This is a genomic window from Phenylobacterium sp. (assembly GCF_965284355.1).
In the GTDB taxonomy this organism is placed as follows: domain Bacteria; phylum Pseudomonadota; class Alphaproteobacteria; order Caulobacterales; family Caulobacteraceae; genus Phenylobacterium.
Genome location: NZ_OZ260078.1, coordinates 3,911,735 through 3,927,000 on the forward strand (window position 1 = coordinate 3,911,735; position 15,266 = coordinate 3,927,000).

17 protein-coding genes are annotated in these 15,266 nt (G+C 69.9%); 9 read left to right on the forward strand and 8 right to left on the reverse strand.

The window, feature by feature from the left end:
* Window positions 1-37: 37 nt before the first annotated feature.
* Complete coding sequence (locus ACQ66R_RS19340; RefSeq protein ID WP_430424583.1) at window positions 38-988, reverse strand: hypothetical protein; 951 nt, start codon at window positions 986-988, stop codon at window positions 38-40.
* Window positions 985-1,974 (reverse strand): alpha/beta hydrolase, encoded by a 990-nt coding sequence (locus ACQ66R_RS19345; protein ID WP_430424585.1) that lies wholly within the window; start codon window positions 1,972-1,974, stop codon window positions 985-987. The genes ACQ66R_RS19340 and ACQ66R_RS19345 overlap by 4 nt, the downstream gene beginning before the upstream one ends.
* 140 nt (window positions 1,975-2,114) lie before the next feature.
* Here ACQ66R_RS19345 and ACQ66R_RS19350 point away from each other — a divergent pair, with 140 nt between their 5' ends.
* The gene (locus ACQ66R_RS19350) at window positions 2,115-2,393 is read left to right on the forward strand and encodes a hypothetical protein (RefSeq protein WP_430424587.1); all 279 of its coding nucleotides are present in this window, start codon (window positions 2,115-2,117) and stop codon (window positions 2,391-2,393) included.
* On the opposite strand, the gene ACQ66R_RS19355 is transcribed toward ACQ66R_RS19350, so the two are convergent.
* Complete coding sequence (locus ACQ66R_RS19355; RefSeq protein ID WP_430424589.1) at window positions 2,390-3,085, reverse strand: VIT1/CCC1 transporter family protein; 696 nt, start codon at window positions 3,083-3,085, stop codon at window positions 2,390-2,392. The two genes, ACQ66R_RS19350 and ACQ66R_RS19355, sit on opposite strands and share 4 nt — an antisense overlap.
* Before the next feature lie 152 nt (window positions 3,086-3,237).
* Here ACQ66R_RS19355 and ACQ66R_RS19360 point away from each other — a divergent pair, with 152 nt between their 5' ends.
* From ACQ66R_RS19360 to ACQ66R_RS19370, 3 genes are all read left to right on the forward strand, one after another.
* Window positions 3,238-3,960, forward strand: coding sequence for a cytochrome b/b6 domain-containing protein (locus ACQ66R_RS19360; protein ID WP_430424591.1), 723 nt, complete (start codon window positions 3,238-3,240; stop codon window positions 3,958-3,960).
* A gap of 92 nt (window positions 3,961-4,052) precedes the next feature.
* Window positions 4,053-5,156 carry an alpha/beta fold hydrolase gene (locus ACQ66R_RS19365; RefSeq protein ID WP_430424593.1) on the forward strand — a complete coding sequence of 368 codons (1,104 nt, stop codon included), beginning with the start codon at window positions 4,053-4,055 and terminating at the stop codon, window positions 5,154-5,156.
* A 49-nt stretch (window positions 5,157-5,205) separates the two neighbouring features.
* Entirely contained in the window at window positions 5,206-6,336 is a 1,131-nt protein-coding gene (locus ACQ66R_RS19370) for a hypothetical protein (protein WP_430424595.1), read from the forward strand.
* Window positions 6,337-6,390: 54 nt separating this feature from the next.
* Here ACQ66R_RS19370 and carB read toward each other — a convergent pair whose 3' ends face one another.
* On the reverse strand, window positions 6,391-9,681 hold the full coding sequence (carB, locus tag ACQ66R_RS19375; RefSeq protein WP_430424597.1) for a carbamoyl-phosphate synthase large subunit: 3,291 nt from the start codon (window positions 9,679-9,681) through the stop codon (window positions 6,391-6,393).
* 233 nt (window positions 9,682-9,914) lie between these two features.
* Here carB and ACQ66R_RS19380 point away from each other — a divergent pair, with 233 nt between their 5' ends.
* The 5 genes from ACQ66R_RS19380 (at window position 9,915) to ACQ66R_RS19400 (ending at window position 12,478) form a co-directional block, all read left to right on the forward strand.
* A complete protein-coding gene (locus ACQ66R_RS19380) occupies window positions 9,915-10,145 on the forward strand; it encodes a hypothetical protein (protein ID WP_430424599.1) in 231 nt (76 codons plus the stop codon).
* 51 nt (window positions 10,146-10,196) lie between these two features.
* The gene (locus ACQ66R_RS19385; protein WP_430424601.1) at window positions 10,197-10,601 is read left to right on the forward strand and encodes a cupin domain-containing protein; all 405 of its coding nucleotides are present in this window, start codon (window positions 10,197-10,199) and stop codon (window positions 10,599-10,601) included.
* Between the two features lie 128 nt (window positions 10,602-10,729).
* Window positions 10,730-11,245 carry a sigma-70 family RNA polymerase sigma factor gene (locus tag ACQ66R_RS19390; RefSeq protein ID WP_430424603.1) on the forward strand — a complete coding sequence of 172 codons (516 nt, stop codon included), beginning with the start codon at window positions 10,730-10,732 and terminating at the stop codon, window positions 11,243-11,245.
* Window positions 11,242-12,000: an anti-sigma factor gene (locus ACQ66R_RS19395; RefSeq protein ID WP_430424605.1), complete on the forward strand. Its 759-nt coding sequence runs from the start codon at window positions 11,242-11,244 to the stop codon at window positions 11,998-12,000. Before ACQ66R_RS19390 ends, ACQ66R_RS19395 begins: the two co-directional genes overlap by 4 nt.
* Window positions 12,001-12,007: 7 nt before the next feature.
* Window positions 12,008-12,478 (forward strand): YbjN domain-containing protein, encoded by a 471-nt coding sequence (locus ACQ66R_RS19400; RefSeq protein ID WP_430424606.1) that lies wholly within the window; start codon window positions 12,008-12,010, stop codon window positions 12,476-12,478.
* 20 nt (window positions 12,479-12,498) lie between these two features.
* Here ACQ66R_RS19400 and sigJ read toward each other — a convergent pair whose 3' ends face one another.
* The 4 genes from sigJ to ACQ66R_RS19420 form a co-directional block, all read right to left on the reverse strand.
* Window positions 12,499-13,356 carry an RNA polymerase sigma factor SigJ gene (sigJ, locus tag ACQ66R_RS19405; RefSeq protein WP_430424608.1) on the reverse strand — a complete coding sequence of 286 codons (858 nt, stop codon included), beginning with the start codon at window positions 13,354-13,356 and terminating at the stop codon, window positions 12,499-12,501.
* A gap of 10 nt (window positions 13,357-13,366) precedes the next feature.
* Window positions 13,367-13,912: a hypothetical protein gene (locus tag ACQ66R_RS19410; RefSeq protein WP_430424610.1), complete on the reverse strand. Its 546-nt coding sequence runs from the start codon at window positions 13,910-13,912 to the stop codon at window positions 13,367-13,369.
* Between the two features lie 3 nt (window positions 13,913-13,915).
* Complete coding sequence (locus ACQ66R_RS19415) at window positions 13,916-14,314, reverse strand: hypothetical protein (RefSeq protein ID WP_430424612.1); 399 nt, start codon at window positions 14,312-14,314, stop codon at window positions 13,916-13,918.
* 102 nt (window positions 14,315-14,416) lie between these two features.
* Window positions 14,417-15,112 carry an HAD family hydrolase gene (locus tag ACQ66R_RS19420; protein ID WP_430424614.1) on the reverse strand — a complete coding sequence of 232 codons (696 nt, stop codon included), beginning with the start codon at window positions 15,110-15,112 and terminating at the stop codon, window positions 14,417-14,419.
* Window positions 15,113-15,266: the final 154 nt, after the last annotated feature.

A 15,266-nucleotide genomic window follows, 5' to 3' on the forward strand; every position in this document is an offset into this window, starting at 1 on the left:
GGCGGGCCCCCTTGCAGGGGCCCCTTGAAGGCGCAGTCTAAGCCGCGTTCCGAGCTCGCGCGGCGACGTATATGTCGGGCTCAGCCAGCCAGTCGTTCATGGCGCCGACCACCTTGCGGCCCGGCCCGTCGCCCTGCACGAAACTGCCCTGCCATTTGCGGTCGTAGACGGGGATCTCGTAGCGGACGAGGGCCTTCAGGTGGCCGGGGATCGCGCGGCCGTCCTTGAACTTCCACGTCACGCGGCGGTCCGCGCCAGGCGGGTCAAGCACCATGTCGCTGAGCGCGGTCTCGGCCCCGTCGAGCTGCCAGCCGCCGCTCGCGCCCTTCGCGCCCAGCAGCGTGGTGGCGTTGGCGCTGTCGCCGGACAGCCAGGCATAGTTGAACGGCTGGTCGAACCGGGGCGCTTCCTGGCGTTGCTCGTGGAACTTGGACGGACCGTTCAGGCGCAGCTTGCGTCCGCCGATCTCGGCCTCGCCCTCGACGAAACCGTAGATCTCGTCGCGGCCCTCCAGCACCTGCGCCCCCAGGGGGCTGACACCCAGGAACTGGCAGGTGATCCGGCCGGGAATCTTGCCGGGGCCATGGGGCGCCGACCGGCTCTCGTGGAACATCAGCTCGGCCGAAAGCCGCACGGCGGGCATGGCGCCGCCGCCGCGCCGAACGCGGACCAACTCAGCCTTCAGCGGGTTCGCCCGATACTCGGCCACCGGAGAGCCGGCTAGGCGGTCGCTGCTGCACGGCAGGTCGTGGCTGGTGAAAGCGTAGAAGCGACCCTCATGGAAGATATGGCACCATAGCCAGGTCTGTCCCTCGACCGGGAAGCGGCAGAAGCGGAGCGTCATGGCGCTGGCGCCGTCGAGGCCGACGGTCATCACCATCGCGCTCTCGGAATAGGCCTTGGACCCGCGAACGGCGATGTCGGCGGCTTTGGCCGGCAGGGCCAGGGCGGCGGGCGCGGCGGCCAGCAGGGTGCGGCGAAGGATCATCGGGCGGGGCTCGTCGATGGAAAGGGCGGGCGCGGCTCGTCATCGGGCACGCCCATTGAGCGGCGCAGGCGGTCGATCGCGGCCTTTCGGTCGGCGAAGCTGTCGTCAGGCGGACTGGGCCGCAGGACCTCGCGGTCCAGGAACTTCAGGGCGTCGCGCATGCGCGGCTGCATGGTCCGGCCCAGGTGGTCGGCGCCGCGGACCAGCCGGTACTCGTGGGGGACGCCATGGTCCCACATCACGCGGTGCAGGAACTCCACGCCCTCGTCCAGGTGGAACATGTCGAGGTCTCCCACCTCGATGTAGATGGCGAGCTTGCTGGCCAGGATCGCCTGGCGGTTGGCGATGACCATGTTGGCCGGGTTGGAGCGCTTCCAGAGGTCGCGATCCACGGGGTCGCCGAAGATCGTCTTGAAAAAGGCGTCGTTGCGCTGAAAGCGGTTGCGCATCTTCACGTCCTCGAAACTGAGCGCCGGCTCGATCCCGGCCTCCAGCGCCGCCAGGCCGCCGAACACCTGCGGGTGGTCGAAGCCGAGGCGCAAGGACCCCAGGCCGCCCATGGAGATGCCCGTGACCACGGTCTTGCTGCGCTCGGCAGACAGGCCGTAGCGGCGGCGCAGCTCAGGGATCATCTCGGTGACGAGGAAGGTCTCCCATCTCTGCGAGCCGTCCTTGTAGTCCATGTAGAGCGAGCGCTGGACGTTGGGCGTGACCACCACCGCGGGCGCCACTTCATTCGCCGCCCAGGCCGCCTCGACGATGGGCCGCATTTGGGTGAGGAAGCCCTCGTCGCCGCCCCCGCCGTGCAGCATCAGGATCAGCGGCAGTTTCTGGCTCGGCTGGTAGCCGTCGGGCAGCAGCACGGCGACCTTCACCGGAGACGGGACCAGTTTCGAGGCGAGCTCGATGGTCTCAAGCTTCGACGCCGCCTGCGCCGCGCCCGCCAGACCCAGCGCCAACATCAACCCCAGCACGGCCTTCAGCACGCCGATCCTCCCTCACGTTTCCGGTGAGGCTAGCACCATCGCCGCGGACGCGAAGGCGGGCCGGGCATGGCTCCAGGCTATGCGCCATGGACTTACGTCGCATCCGGCGGCACTTAGCCGGCGGAATTCCGGAGACGCGCATGGTCCACCTCGACGACTTCATCGATGACGGCGACGACGGCGAAGAGGGCCCGGACGTCGCGGCCGACTTCGCCGCGTTGAAGGGCTGTCTGAAGGCTCTTGCGGACGCCATCGCCAGCACCAACCTGGCGGTCATCAACGGCGCCCAGGGCGACGTCGCCGCCGCCACCCAGCGGGTGCAGGCCTCGATCGGCGCCCTCAAGCGCTTCCACGAGGCGATGAAGGTGCTGGAGTCCGGAACCGAGGACGAGGCCGCCGAGGACGACGAGGAGTCCTAGGCCGCCACGCCGAACAGGGCGCCCACGCCGGCGGTGGCCGCGAGCGCCAGCGCGCCCCAGAAGGTCACGCGCACGACGGCCTTGCCCATTCCTGCCCCGCCAGCCCGCGCGCCGACCGCGCCCAGGATCGCGAGGAACAGGATCGCCGCAGCCGATACGACCGGCACGATCAGCGGCGGCGGGGCCAGCAGCGCCGCCAGCAGAGGCAGGGCCGCGCCCGCCGCGAAGGTGAGGGCCGACGCGATGGCCGCCTGGATCGGGCGGGCCGTCGTGATCTCGGAGATGCCAAGCTCGTCGCGGGCGTGAGCGCCGATCGCGTCCTTGGCCATAAGCTGGTCGGCCACCTGTCGGGCCAGGCTCAGATCGACGCCGCGGGCCACGTAGATGCTCGCCAGCTCCTCGAGTTCGACGGCCGGCTGGGTGGCGAGCTCGCCGCGCTCCCGCGCCAGGTCGGCGGCCTCGGTGTCGGCCTGGGAGCTGACCGACACGTACTCGCCGGCCGCCATCGAGAACGCCCCGGCGACCAGGCCGGCCACGCCCGCCAGCAGGATCTCGCTGCGCCCCTGCGAGGCGGCGGCGACACCCACCACGAGGCTCGCGGTCGAGACGATGCCGTCGTTCGCGCCCAGCACCGCGGCGCGCAGCCAACCGATGCGCTGGACCATGTGTCGTTCGAGATGGCGGGGCGCCATGGCGGGTCCTTGCGATTGGGAGCGAGAGGCGGTTGCGCCGAGGCTCGTCTCATCTGCCCGATCCGCCAAGCGGGCGCATTGATCGAGGTCATGGGGTCGTGCCGGCGTGAGGCCTATCCGGGGTTTGGGCGGGCTATCAGAGGATTGATGCCATGACCGAAACCTCATTCCCGCGCCCCGCCAGCCTGAAGGTCTGGGACCTTCCGACCCGGCTGTTTCATTGGGCGCTTGTGGCCGCGATTGTGCTGGCCTTCCTGTCGTCCGAGGAGGACAGCGCGCTGGCGCAGTGGCATCAGGCGGCGGGCTGGATCGCTGGGGTGTTGATCGTGTTTCGGCTGGTCTGGGGCTTCCTGGGCGGCGAGCACGCCCGCTTCACCGACTTTCTGCGGCCCGAGCGCCTCGTGAGCCACGTCGGCGACCTGTTACGGCGCAGGCCGGCGGCCGAACTCGGCCACAATCCGCTGGGCGCGTTGGCGGTGGTGGCGATGCTGGCCCTGGTCGCGGGTTCGGTGGTCACCGGGATCACCCTGCTGACCGGCGGCGGGGAAGACCTGCACGAGGCGCTGGCCTACGGCCTCCTGGCCGTGATCGGCGTCCATGTGGTCGGCGTCATCGTCATGTCCTTCGCCACCCGCGAGAACCTGGTGCGGGCGATGGTGACGGGCCGCAAGCCCAGCGACCGCCATCCCGGCGCCGCCGATGCGAAGCCGGCCGCGATCTACGCCTTGCCGCTGGCGGGGCTCGCGGTCGCCGCTGCGGTGGCGGGCGCTATCCGGATCGACCCCCAGGCCTTCCAGCCGCACGCGCACGCCGAGGCGGGCGAGGGCGGCGAACATGCCGCGCTGGACCACGCGAATCACGACGACGACGACTGAACGCCAGCCAGGGGCGCCCGAACGCGCCGTAGCGCCCCTCGCCGCCGTGGCGGCGATTCGTCTAGTGTCGGCGGACATCGCGGGGGCGACGCATGCTGCGGAAGATCGGGCTGGGGCTGCTGGGACTGTTGGCGCTGCTCGTCGTCGTGGGCGCGGGTCTCGCCGGTTACCGCATGCTGCGCCAGTCCCAGGCTGCCGAGCGGCTGGCGTTGAGGGGGTCGGACGCGATCAGCGAGGCGGGCTTCGTCCGCATCGGCGGCATCGACCAGTGGGTCTCGGTCCGCGGCGAGGATCGCGACAACCCGGTGCTGGTCATCCTGCACGGCGGTCCCGGCGCGGCGTTCCAACTGATCGCCTACGACGCGATGCGGCCCTGGGAGCGCGACTTCACCGTCGTGCAATGGGACCAGCGCGGCGCCGGCCGGACGTTCGGGCGCAACGGACCCGAGGGCTCGGGGACGATGTCCATCGACCGGATCTCGGCCGACGCCGTCGAGGTGATCCAGCACGCGCTGGCGCGCACGGGGCAGCCGAAGGCGGTTGTACTGGGCGTCTCGTGGGGCTCGATCGTGGGCGTCCAGGTCGCCCGGCGGCGGCCTGACCTGCTGCACGCCTATGTGGGCGCCGGCCAGGTGGTCGACATGGTCGCCAACGAGTCCGTGGGCTACGAGGGCCTCGTGGCCCGGCTGACGGCGCGCGGCGAGACCAAGGCGCTGGAGACGCTGAAAGCCATCGGCCCGCCGCCCTACGCCGACATGGCCGAACTGCTGGACGAACGGAAGGTGCTGATGGCCCATCCGCCGGCCAGCGAACGCGACCTCTACCGGAACGCCGTCACCGCGGCGCTCTCGGCGCCGAACGTCGGGCTGGGTGACATCGGCGACTGGCTGGAGGCCGGCGAGTTCAGCGTGAGCCGCCTCTACCCGGAGATGATGGCGTACACCGACCGCGCGGCCCCGGCGCCGATCCCCGTCCCGGTGGTGATCATCCAGGGCGACGAGGACATCCAGACGCCCACCGTCCTGGCGCGCGAATACTACGACCGCCTGCAGGCGCCGTCGAAGACCTGGGTGACCCTGCCGGGCGGCGGGCACAGCGCGGTGTTCGCCATGCCCGAGGCCTTCCACCATGCGCTGCTGAAGCATGTGCGGCCGTTGGCGACTGCGGCGCCCCGGTCCGCGGCGCCTGCGCTATAGTGCGCCAGGGGCGTCAGGGTGGACGCATGCGGGCGGGGGGACTTCTGCGATGACCACGGTCGGCCGCTATGGCCATCCCCGCGACGAACGCCAGGGTCTGTTCCAGGACGCCCTGGCCGACTGGACGAACGACGACGTCCTGCAGACCAAGGAGGCGCGGGCGGCGCTGGGGGCGCGGCATCCGGGCGCGCTGCGGGTGCTGGACTGGCCTGAGCTGCGGGCGCTGTTCGCCAAGTACGATCCGCCGGCCACGAAGCACGGCCTGCGCGACCGCAGGTTCGGCCTGCTCTCGGTGGGGCTGGCGGCGCTGGGGCTGGTGCTGGCGCTGGCCTCGCCGCTGGCCATCGGCGCCGAGCGGGCGGTGGAGATGGTGGCGGCCGCGCTGGTGGTCGCGGGTCTGACGACCATGGGCTTCCACAGGTTCGGCGCGAAATCGAAATCCCGCGCGCTGGGGCAGCGGTTCGGAGCCGAACGGGTCCGGGCGCTGTACTTCCAGGCGGTGCTCGCCAACCTCGACCTCGCGTCGCGCGCCATGACCGACGATGCGGCGCTGGGCGAGTGGAAGATGGCGCGGGGGCGTCTGCTGGATCACCTGCCCGATCCGGAAGAGCTTCCGGGCCAGATCCCGAAGCTGGCCGGCCCGGTCGACGACGACGCCGAGGCCTGGGTCGCGCCCGAGTGGTCGACCCCGGCCGCGCCGCCTGAGCCTTCGGCCGAGCTGGAGCTGCTGCTGCGGCTGCTGCGTGGGCAGCGGATGGACGGGCAGATCGACTATGTGGAGCGCAAGCTGGGCGCCTCGCTGGGCGCGCCCGGCCAGCGGGCCGCGGTGGTCCGGATGCTGAGCCGGCTGCTGCTGGGCGCGGCGGTGGTCACCGGCGCGATCGCCGCGGTGCTGGTCGTCGGCATGGGTCGTGGGCCGGGGGACACCGACGTCAAGCTGGCCCTGGAGGTGACGGCCGGCGCGCTCGTGGCCGTGATGGCCCTGGCGATGCTCAACGACGGGCGCCTGCTGGCGGGGGACTCCGAGCGCTATGCGGCCTACCTCGCGGCCGTCTCCACGGCCCGGACCCGGTTCGACCGGGGCGACTTGGCCGAGAAGGTGGTCGCGCTCCGCGAGATGGAGATCATCTGCTACCGCGACCTGCGCGCGTTCATCGGCGCGCACTGGCGGTCGCGGTAGGGGGCTACCTCGGCGTTGGGCCAACTCCCGCCGCACCGCGGCGAGAGCGCCTGATCACGCGTAGCTCTGCAGCGGCCGCACTTCCAACGGGCCCTCGGCCACTGCCGCGATGGCGCGGGCGGCGGCCAGCGCGGCAGGCGTGGTGGTGAAATAGGGGATCTTCATCATCAGCGCCGTGCGGCGGATTTCGAAGCTGTCCTTCAGCGACTGCTTGCCCTCGGTGGTGTTGAACACCAGCTGGACCTCGCCGTTCTTCATGGCGTCCACGATGTGGGGGCGGCCTTCCAGAACCTTCTTCACCACCTCGACCTTCACCCCGTTGTCGGCGAGGAACGCGGCGGTGCCGGTGGTGGCCAGGATGCGGAAGCCCTGGGACGAGATGATCTGGGCGGCTTCGAGGATCCAGTCCTTGTCGGCGTCCTTCACCGAGATGAAGGCGCAGCCCTTGGACGGCAGCACTGTGCCGCCGCCCAGCTGGCTCTTGGCGAAGGCGCGCGCGAACGCCGGGCCGGGACCTTCGCCCGGGCGGATCCAGTCCAGGCCCATGACCTCGCCGGTCGAACGCATCTCGGGACCCAGGATGGTGTCGACGCCCTGGAAGCGGGCGAACGGGAAGACCGCCTCCTTCACCGCGATGTGGTCGTTCGACCTGTCGACCAGATTGAAGTCGGACAGCGGCTTGCCGGCCATCAGCTTGGCGGCGATGGCGGCCACCGGCTGGCCGATGGTCTTGGCCACGAAGGGCACCGTGCGGCTGGCGCGCGGGTTCACCTCGAGCACATAGATGCGCGGGTTGGCGCCGGCCGGCTCCTCGATCGCGAACTGCACGTTCATCAGGCCGCGCACGTTCAGCGCCTTGGCCATGGCCTCGGTCTGGCGCTTGAGCTCGGCGATGGTCTCGGGACGCAGCGAGAAGGGCGGCAGCGAGCAGGCGGAGTCGCCCGAGTGCACGCCGGCCTCCTCGATGTGCTCCATCACGCCGGCAACGAAGACTGCGCCCGTGGAATCGCAGAGGGCGTCGACGTCCACTTCGGTGGCGCGGCGCAGGTACTGGTCGATCAGGACGGGGTTGTCGCCCGACACCTGCACGGCGGTGGTGATGTAGCGCTCGAGCTGCTCGTCGTCGCGGACGATCTCCATCGCCCGGCCGCCCAGCACATAGGAGGGGCGGATCACGACCGGGTAGCCCACCTTGTGCGCGCCCGCGAAGGCCTCGTCGCGGGTGCGGGCGATGGCGTTCACCGGCTGGGCGATCTGCAGCTTGTGCAGCAGCTGCTGGAAGCGCTCGCGGTCCTCGGCCAGGTCGATGGCGTCGGGGCTGGTGCCCAGGATCGGGATGCCGGCGTCTTCCAGCGGCTTGGCCAGCTTGAGCGGGGTCTGGCCGCCGAACTGGACGATCACGCCGATCAGCTCGCCCTTGGCGCGCTCGGTCTCGATCAGCTCCAGGACGTCTTCCGCCGTCAGCGGTTCGAAGTAGAGACGGTCCGAGGTGTCGTAGTCCGTCGAAACTGTTTCGGGATTACAATTCACCATGATCGACTCAACGCCGATCTCGTCCAGCGCATAGGCCGCGTGGACGCAGCAGTAGTCGAACTCGATGCCCTGACCGATCCGGTTCGGCCCGCCGCCCAGGATGATCGCCTTCTTGCGGTCGGACGGATCGCTCTCGCAGTCGGGCTCCTGGCCCAGGGCGCCGGTCTCGTAGGTCGAGTACATGTAGGGCGTCGAGGCGCGGAACTCGCCGGCGCAGGTGTCGATGCGCTTGAACACCGGGCGCACGCCCAGGGCGCGGCGGGCGGCGCGGACGTCCTTCTCGGTGGTCTGGATCAGCTTCGCCAGGCGGGCGTCCGAGAAGCCGGCGGCCTTCAGCTTGCGGAAGCTGGGCGCGTCCGTGGGCAGGCCGTCCTTGCGGATGGCGTCCTCGGTCTTCACCAGGGCTTCCAGCTGACGCAGGAACCAGGGCTCGTAGCTGCAGGCGCCGTGCACCTCTTCGACCGTGAGGCCGGCGCGGAACGCCTGCGCGATGACGCGCAGACGGTCGGGGGTGGGGGTGGCCAGGGCGCGCAGGATCGCCGCGTGGCCCATCTCGGGGTCGTCGCCGCCCTCGATCTCGACCTCGTCCAGGCCGCTCAGGCCCGTCTCCAGGCCGCGCAGCGCCTTCTGCAGGCTCTCGGCGAAGGTGCGGCCGATGGCCATGACCTCGCCCACCGACTTCATCTGGGTGGTCAGGTAGGGCTCCGAGCCCGGGAATTTCTCGAAGGCGAAGCGCGGGATCTTGGTGACCACATAGTCGATCGACGGCTCGAACGAGGCGGGCGTGGCGCCCGTGATGTCGTTCATCAGCTCGTCCAGGGTGTAGCCGACGGCCAGGCGGGCGGCGACCTTGGCGATCGGGAAGCCGGTGGCCTTGGAGGCCAGCGCCGAGCTGCGCGACACGCGCGGGTTCATCTCGATGACCACCATGCGGCCGTCGGCGGGGTTCACCGCGAACTGGACGTTGGAGCCGCCGGTCTCGACGCCGATCTCGCGCAGCACCGCGATCGAGGCGCGGCGCATCCACTGGTATTCCTTGTCGGTCAGCGTCAGCGCGGGGGCGACGGTGATCGAGTCGCCGGTGTGGACGCCCATCGGGTCGATGTTCTCGATGGAGCAGACGATGATGCAGTTGTCGGCCTTATCCCGGACGACCTCCATCTCGTACTCTTTCCAGCCCAGCACGCTCTCTTCGATGAGCACTTCGGTGGTCGGCGACAGGTCGAGACCGCGTTCCACGATCTCGCGGAACTCCTCGATGTTGTAGGCGATGCCGCCGCCGGTCCCGGCCAGGGTGAACGACGGGCGGATGATCGCCGGCAGGCCGACCATTTCCAGACCCTCGAGGGCCTCGTCCATCGTATGGGCGGCCTTGGACTTCGGGCTTTCCAGCCCGATCTTGTCCATCGCATCGCGGAATTTCTGGCGGTCCTCGGCCTTGTCGATCACGTCGGCTTTCGCGCCGATCATCTCGACGTTGTACTTGGCCAGCACGCCGTTGGCCTCGAGCGCCAGGGCGGTGTTGAGCGCGGTCTGGCCGCCCATGGTGGGCAGCAGGGCGTCCGGACGCTCCTTGGCGATGATCTTCTCGACCATCTCTGGCGTGATCGGCTCGATGTAGGTGGCGTCGGCGACGTTCGGATCGGTCATGATCGTCGCCGGGTTCGAGTTCACCAGGACGATCCGGTAGCCCTCGGCGCGCAGCGCCTTGCAGGCTTGGACGCCCGAGTAGTCGAACTCACAGGCCTGGCCGATCACGATCGGGCCGGCGCCGATGATCAGGATCGAGGAGATGTCGGTACGTTTGGGCATCGGTCTCGCGCGAATGGGCGGCCGCGCGAAAACGCGCGCCGGCGCCGGTCAGAACTTCAGGTTAAGGCGCCCCAATAGAGACCCGCGCCCGGCTACGCAACCCGCTCTCTCGACGCAGCCGAAAGCGCGATTTGGTTCCCGGAAATTTGTCTGTGGAATCATGCAACTAATGGAGACCTCAGGCTCTATCTCCCACGAGCGCCGACCGTCGGCGCAGTCAAAGTGGAGTTCCCATGAGCCTGCTGGAGAGAATCCCGACCCTCAGCGACGACGAGGTCGTGAACCTGCTGGCGAACGCGCAGAGGCTGGTCGAACAGGGCGATGAGAAGCAGAAGGCCGCGGCGCTGGAGGTCCTGCCGCTGCTCAAGAGCCAGGCCGAGGAGCGCCATGCCGAACGCATGGAACGCGCCAAGGAAAAGCGGGCGGCGACGCGCAAAGCGACGTTAAGAAAGCAGGCGGCTTAGGCGGGTCGAGGGGGCGCTGACGCGGGCGCGGAAGTCAGGCAGGGTCGCAGCATGCGAATGCTCATCCTCGCCGCCCTGACCCTCGCGGCTCCGGCGGCCGCCCAGCCCGTCACCCTCGGCACGCCGGTGACCATAGACGCCACGCTGTCGGGCCAGCCGGTCCGGGCGCCGTCTGGCGACCTGCGCGTGACCATCACCCAGACGCAGCTGCCCGTCGGCGGCAAGCTGGCGGCGCACAAGCATCCCTATCCGCGCGTGGTCCAGGTGCTGGCCGGTCGGCTCGAGGTGCGCAATCTCGACACCGGCCAGACCCGTCAGGCCAAGGCCGGCGACTGGATGGTGGACGCGGTCGACCAGTGGCACGAGGCCGTCGTCGTGGGTGACGAACCCGTGCGGCTGATGACTATCGACCAGGCTCCGCCCGGCCAGCCCGTGACGATCATGCGCAATCCCTGATACGCCAGCGCTTGCATCCTCGCGCGCAGACAGGCAGCTTCGCCGTGCCAGTTCGTCGCATGCGAACGCTTGCCCAGGGACCTCCATTGGCCGCTGTAGCCACGACGCCAGACGTCCTCTCAACGCTGATGTCCCGCATCGCCGCCGGCGAACGCGAGGCCCTGCGACAACTTTACGACGCCACCTCCGCGAAGCTTTTTGGCGTCTGCCTCCGTATCCTCTCCGACCGCGAGGAGAGCGAGGACGTTTTGCAGGACGTGTATGTCACCATCTGGCGCCGAGCCGACCGTTTCGACGGCGCCCGCGCGAGCGTGATGACGTGGGTGTCCACGATTGCGCGGAACCGTGCGATCGACCGTCTCCGCGCCCGGGGTCCGATGGCCTACGCCGAACAGGTGGACGACCTCGAAATCGCCGACGGGTCTGTGGGGGCCGAGGCGCTGCTCGAGGCGGCCGACGACAGCAATCGCCTCCAGGGTTGCCTGAGCGAGCTGGACGACCGGACGGAGAAAGTCATTCGCACCGCCTTTTTCGAAGGGGTGACGTACGAGGCCCTGGCGCGCCGCATGGATGCGCCTCTGGGGACGGTGAAAAGTTGGATTCGTCGGGGATTGGCGAAACTTAAGGGCTGTCTCCAGTCATGAGCGAAGCTCCCGATCTTTCCGAGTCCGAGGCCCTGGCCGCCGAGCATGCGCTGGGGGTCCTGGACGCCCGCGAGCGGGCGGAAGCCGAAACCCGCATGGCCACCGATCCGGCGTTCGCCGCCGACGTCGAAGCCTGGCGACACCGCCTCGCGCCGATGCTGGACAGCATCGCCGCCGTGCCCGCCCCGCAGGGAACGTGGGCGCGGATCGAGCGGCGGCTGCCGGCCAACGACGACCGCGCCGGCGCCGCCAACGACAACGTCCAGCTGCTCAACCGCGTCCGCTTCTGGCGGAACTCGGCGATGGGCGGCTTCAGCGCCGCGGCCGCCGCGCTGGTCGCCGCGCTCGTTGTGGGCGCCCAGCCCGCGACGATCGTCACCAAGGAAGTGCCGGTCTCGCCGCAGGGCCAGCTGCTCAGCGCCAGCGTCGTCAGCCAGGACAGCCGCGTGCAGCCGCTGTTCGTCGCGGCCTATGACCCCGACCGCAAATCGCTGATCGTCACCTCGCTGCTGCCGGAAGGTTCCGAGCGCGACAAGGTGCACGAGCTGTGGCTGATCGCCGGTCAGGACAAGCCGAAGTCGCTGGGCCTGGTCGAGAGCGGCAAGGCCAAGGTGATCGCCCTGCCGACCGAGCTTCTGGCCAAGATGGCCGACGGCGCGGCGCTGGCCGTCTCGCTGGAACCGCCGGGCGGCTCGAAGAGCCCCGACGGCCCGTCGGGCCCGGTCATCGGCGTCGGCAAGCTTTCGAAGCTCTAGGCCCGGCATGATCCGTCACCTGCTGGCCGCTGCGGCCTGCCTGGCGCTCGCCGCCGGGCCGGCGCAGGCGCGTCCGATTCCGGACAAGGGCATGACGGTCGAGGAGGTCTCGGCCTGGCTGAAGTCGGTGGGCCACGAGCCCAAGATCCAGAAGACCTACGACGGCGAGCCCTATGTGGAGTCGACCACCGCGGGCGGCGTGAAGTTCAGCGTCGACCTCTACGACTGCGCCGAGGGGCGGTGCCGGGCCCTGCAGTTCGTCGCCAGCTTCGACGTCACGGACCCGCTCCCGCTCGACAAGGTGAACGCGTGGAACCGCAAGCAGCGGTATCTGCGCGCCTATATCGACGACAGCGGCGACCCGACGTTCGCCTATGACGCCAACGTCGCCCCTGGCGGCACCTTCGAGGCGTTGCAGGACGACTTCGACATCTTCCTGCAGATCCTGCCGATCGCCCTTGAGCACATCGGCTGGTGACCCGGTCCGGCAGCGCAGCGCTAGACGTGCCGCAGCTTGTCCGGGTTTCGCATGACGTAGATGGCGGCGATGCGGCCGTCTTCGTCGGGCTCGAAGGCGAAGGTCTCGGGGCCGTCGGCCATCTGTAACAGCAGGCCCGGCGCGCCGTTGACGCGCACCGCCTCGACCGACTTCACGCCCATGTCGCCGTGACGCCAGACGATGCCCTGGATCAGGGCCATCACGTCGTCGCGGCCCACCAGCACCCGCAGCGCCGCCGTCCGCTTGCCGCCGCCGTCAGAGACCATGATCGCATCCTCGGCCAGCAGCTCGGACAGCGCCCGGGTGTCGGCGGTGGCGCTGGCGGCGGCGAAGGCGGCGGCCAGTTTCAGAGCCTTGTCATGATCGACGGTGAAGCGCGGCCGGGCCGTCTGCACATGCTCGCGGGCGCGGCTGGCCAGCTGGCGCACGGCCGACTCCTTGCGGTCCAGCGTCTCGGCCACCTCGGCATAGTCCTGCTCGAAGACGTCATGCAGCAGGAAGACGGCCCGCTCCAGGGGCGAGAGCCGCTCCAGCGCCAGCAGGAAAGCCACCGACACCTCCTCGGCCCGTTCCACCGGATCGGCGGTGAGCGGCTCGATGAGCGGCTCGGGCAGCCAGGGGCCCTTGTAGGCGGCGCGTTCGGCCTTCGCGGTCCGCAAGCGGTCGATGCAGAGCCGCGTGGTCGTGCGGACCAGCCACGCGGCGGGGTCGGCCACCTCGGCGCCCGCCCGCTGCCAGCGCAGCCACGCGTCCTGGACCGCGTCCTCGGCCTCGCTGACCGAGCCCAGCATGCGGTAGGCCAGCCGCTTCAGCCGCTGGCGATTGGCCTCGAAGCCGTCGATCAGGGCCGCATCCATCGTCGCCACTCTACGCCGCCAGACGCAGGGGCGCGACCGCCTCGCCGGCCACCTTCACCCGCGAGCAGGTCTTGCCGTAGCCCAGGGCGTACTTGAGCGTCGGGTACATGCGCGACGCCACGAGGGCCAGGCCGACGGCCACCAGGGCGGGGTCTCCGAAGCGGCGGACGATCTCGTCCCGCAGCGGGTCGCAGGCCTCCATGTCGCGGGCCAGGCTGGCGCGGGCGAAGCGGTAGCCCAGCGCCGCGGTCTCGCCCATCGCCGCCTCGTCGCCGGCGATGATCGCGCGCAGGATCTGCGGGTCCACGCCGTTGGCCGTGGCGATATCGACGCCCACCTGCACGCAGGGGCCGCAGTCTTCGGTGAGCGTGCCGTAGAGGCCTGCAGCGACCAGCAGCTCGCGCGGGGCCGCCGACGGGTCCAGCGCCTGCGTGCCCAGGCTGAACTTCATCAGGCTCCACGGCTTCACGCGCAGGACGTGGCGCATATACGCGGCGTCGTAGTTGAAGGCCGTCTCGAACTTGTCGAGGTGGCGGGTCAGGAAGGTCTTGAGCATCGTTCAGGCTCCGATCGTGCGGGGTTTGCGGAACAGGGCCAGGGCCAGCGGGATCGCGGCGAAGAGGTAGACGCCCACGAAGTCGCGCTGGACGTCGGCCAGCGGGCTCGACCCGCAGGTGGCGTCATAGACGTGGATGGCGGCGTGCATCGTGAGCCATGCGGCGGCGGCGGCCATCGCCGCCCAGCCGGCGGCGGGCCGCCACGCGAACCAGGCTAGGCCCAGGCCGCACATGACGTAGATCGCCCCGATGTCCTTGATGAAATGGGGGTTGAACGGCCCGGTCGTCGCCACGCCGGGGACCGCGTCATACCAGGCCAGTGACGCTCCCAGCATCACCACCCCGTTCGCCCCCAGCAGCAGGGCCATCACCCCCGCCAGGCATCGATCCCAATAGCGCATCCACGCCCTCCATCCGGTCCTTTGCGCCTAGGACGGAGGGGCGGCGGCGGTTGTGACATCGTGGCGAATGGTCGGCTTAGCCTTTGGCCGCGTCGGGCCGGTTCAGCTGAGCCCCCGCACCCAGGCCGGCAGGTCGGAGATGCTTTCTAGTTCCGCGAAGCGCGGGTGCTCGCCCGGCGGGTCGGCGACTTCGTGGGCCCAGGTGATGTGGTAGGGGATGTAGGCGCCCCAGGCGCCGGCCTCGAGGGCCGGGAGGATGTCGGAGCGCATGGAGTTTCCGACCATCACGGCCTCTTCAGCGCCCGTGCCGAAGCGCTCGAAGACGCGGCGGTAGGTGCCGGCGTCCTTCTCGCTGACGATCTCGACGCCCGCGAACAGCTCGCCCATCCCCGACGCGGCCAGCTTCTGCTCCTGGTGCAGCAGGTCGCCCTTGGTGATCAACACCAGGCGGTAGCCGTCAACCAGGTCGTGCAGCGCCTCCTCGACGCCGGGCAGGGGCTCGACGGGGTGGGCCAGCATCTCGCGGCCGGCGGCCAGGATGTCGGCGATCAGGCGGCCGGGCGGCTCGCCCCCGGCCAGTTCCATCGCCGTCTCGATCATCGACAGCGTGAAGCCTTTCACGCCGTAGCCGTAGAGCCGGAGGTTGCGGCGCTCCACCTCGGCCAGCTTGGTGTTGGTGGTCTCGTGGTCTGCGAAGTCGGCCAGCATCCCGCGCAACCGGTCTTGGGTCAGGCGGAAGATCGTCTCGTTGTGCCAGAGGGTGTCGTCGGCATCGAGGCCGATCGTGGTGATACGCATGGCCACGCCCATACGCCGCGGACCTATCGCTGTGCAATCGCCACGGGCGGGCGCTCTGGATGCGGGCGCAGACACGCAATCCCTTATCGCGCAAGGGTTTGGCAACCCATTTCGGGGAATTTGCTCGCGTCGATTCGGAGGGGTGGAGCGGGCG

What these genes read in the sequence shown, in the direction of transcription:
- ACQ66R_RS19340 (WP_430424583.1), bottom strand. Translation starts at nt 988, where the DNA reads ATGATCCTTCGCCGCACCCTGCTGGCCGCCGCGCCCGCCGCCCTGGCC.
- ACQ66R_RS19350 (WP_430424587.1), top strand. Translation starts at nt 2,115, where the DNA reads ATGGTCCACCTCGACGACTTCATCGATGACGGCGACGACGGCGAAGAG.
- ACQ66R_RS19355 (WP_430424589.1), bottom strand. Translation starts at nt 3,085, where the DNA reads ATGGCGCCCCGCCATCTCGAACGACACATGGTCCAGCGCATCGGTTGG.
- ACQ66R_RS19360 (WP_430424591.1), top strand. Translation starts at nt 3,238, where the DNA reads ATGACCGAAACCTCATTCCCGCGCCCCGCCAGCCTGAAGGTCTGGGAC.
- ACQ66R_RS19365 (WP_430424593.1), top strand. Translation starts at nt 4,053, where the DNA reads ATGCTGCGGAAGATCGGGCTGGGGCTGCTGGGACTGTTGGCGCTGCTC.
- ACQ66R_RS19370 (WP_430424595.1), top strand. Translation starts at nt 5,206, where the DNA reads ATGACCACGGTCGGCCGCTATGGCCATCCCCGCGACGAACGCCAGGGT.
- carB (WP_430424597.1), bottom strand. Translation starts at nt 9,681, where the DNA reads ATGCCCAAACGTACCGACATCTCCTCGATCCTGATCATCGGCGCCGGC.
- ACQ66R_RS19380 (WP_430424599.1), top strand. Translation starts at nt 9,915, where the DNA reads ATGAGCCTGCTGGAGAGAATCCCGACCCTCAGCGACGACGAGGTCGTG.
- ACQ66R_RS19385 (WP_430424601.1), top strand. Translation starts at nt 10,197, where the DNA reads ATGCGAATGCTCATCCTCGCCGCCCTGACCCTCGCGGCTCCGGCGGCC.
- ACQ66R_RS19390 (WP_430424603.1), top strand. Translation starts at nt 10,730, where the DNA reads ATGTCCCGCATCGCCGCCGGCGAACGCGAGGCCCTGCGACAACTTTAC.
- ACQ66R_RS19395 (WP_430424605.1), top strand. Translation starts at nt 11,242, where the DNA reads ATGAGCGAAGCTCCCGATCTTTCCGAGTCCGAGGCCCTGGCCGCCGAG.
- ACQ66R_RS19400 (WP_430424606.1), top strand. Translation starts at nt 12,008, where the DNA reads ATGATCCGTCACCTGCTGGCCGCTGCGGCCTGCCTGGCGCTCGCCGCC.
- sigJ (WP_430424608.1), bottom strand. Translation starts at nt 13,356, where the DNA reads ATGGATGCGGCCCTGATCGACGGCTTCGAGGCCAATCGCCAGCGGCTG.
- ACQ66R_RS19410 (WP_430424610.1), bottom strand. Translation starts at nt 13,912, where the DNA reads ATGCTCAAGACCTTCCTGACCCGCCACCTCGACAAGTTCGAGACGGCC.
- ACQ66R_RS19415 (WP_430424612.1), bottom strand. Translation starts at nt 14,314, where the DNA reads ATGCGCTATTGGGATCGATGCCTGGCGGGGGTGATGGCCCTGCTGCTG.
- ACQ66R_RS19420 (WP_430424614.1), bottom strand. Translation starts at nt 15,112, where the DNA reads ATGCGTATCACCACGATCGGCCTCGATGCCGACGACACCCTCTGGCAC.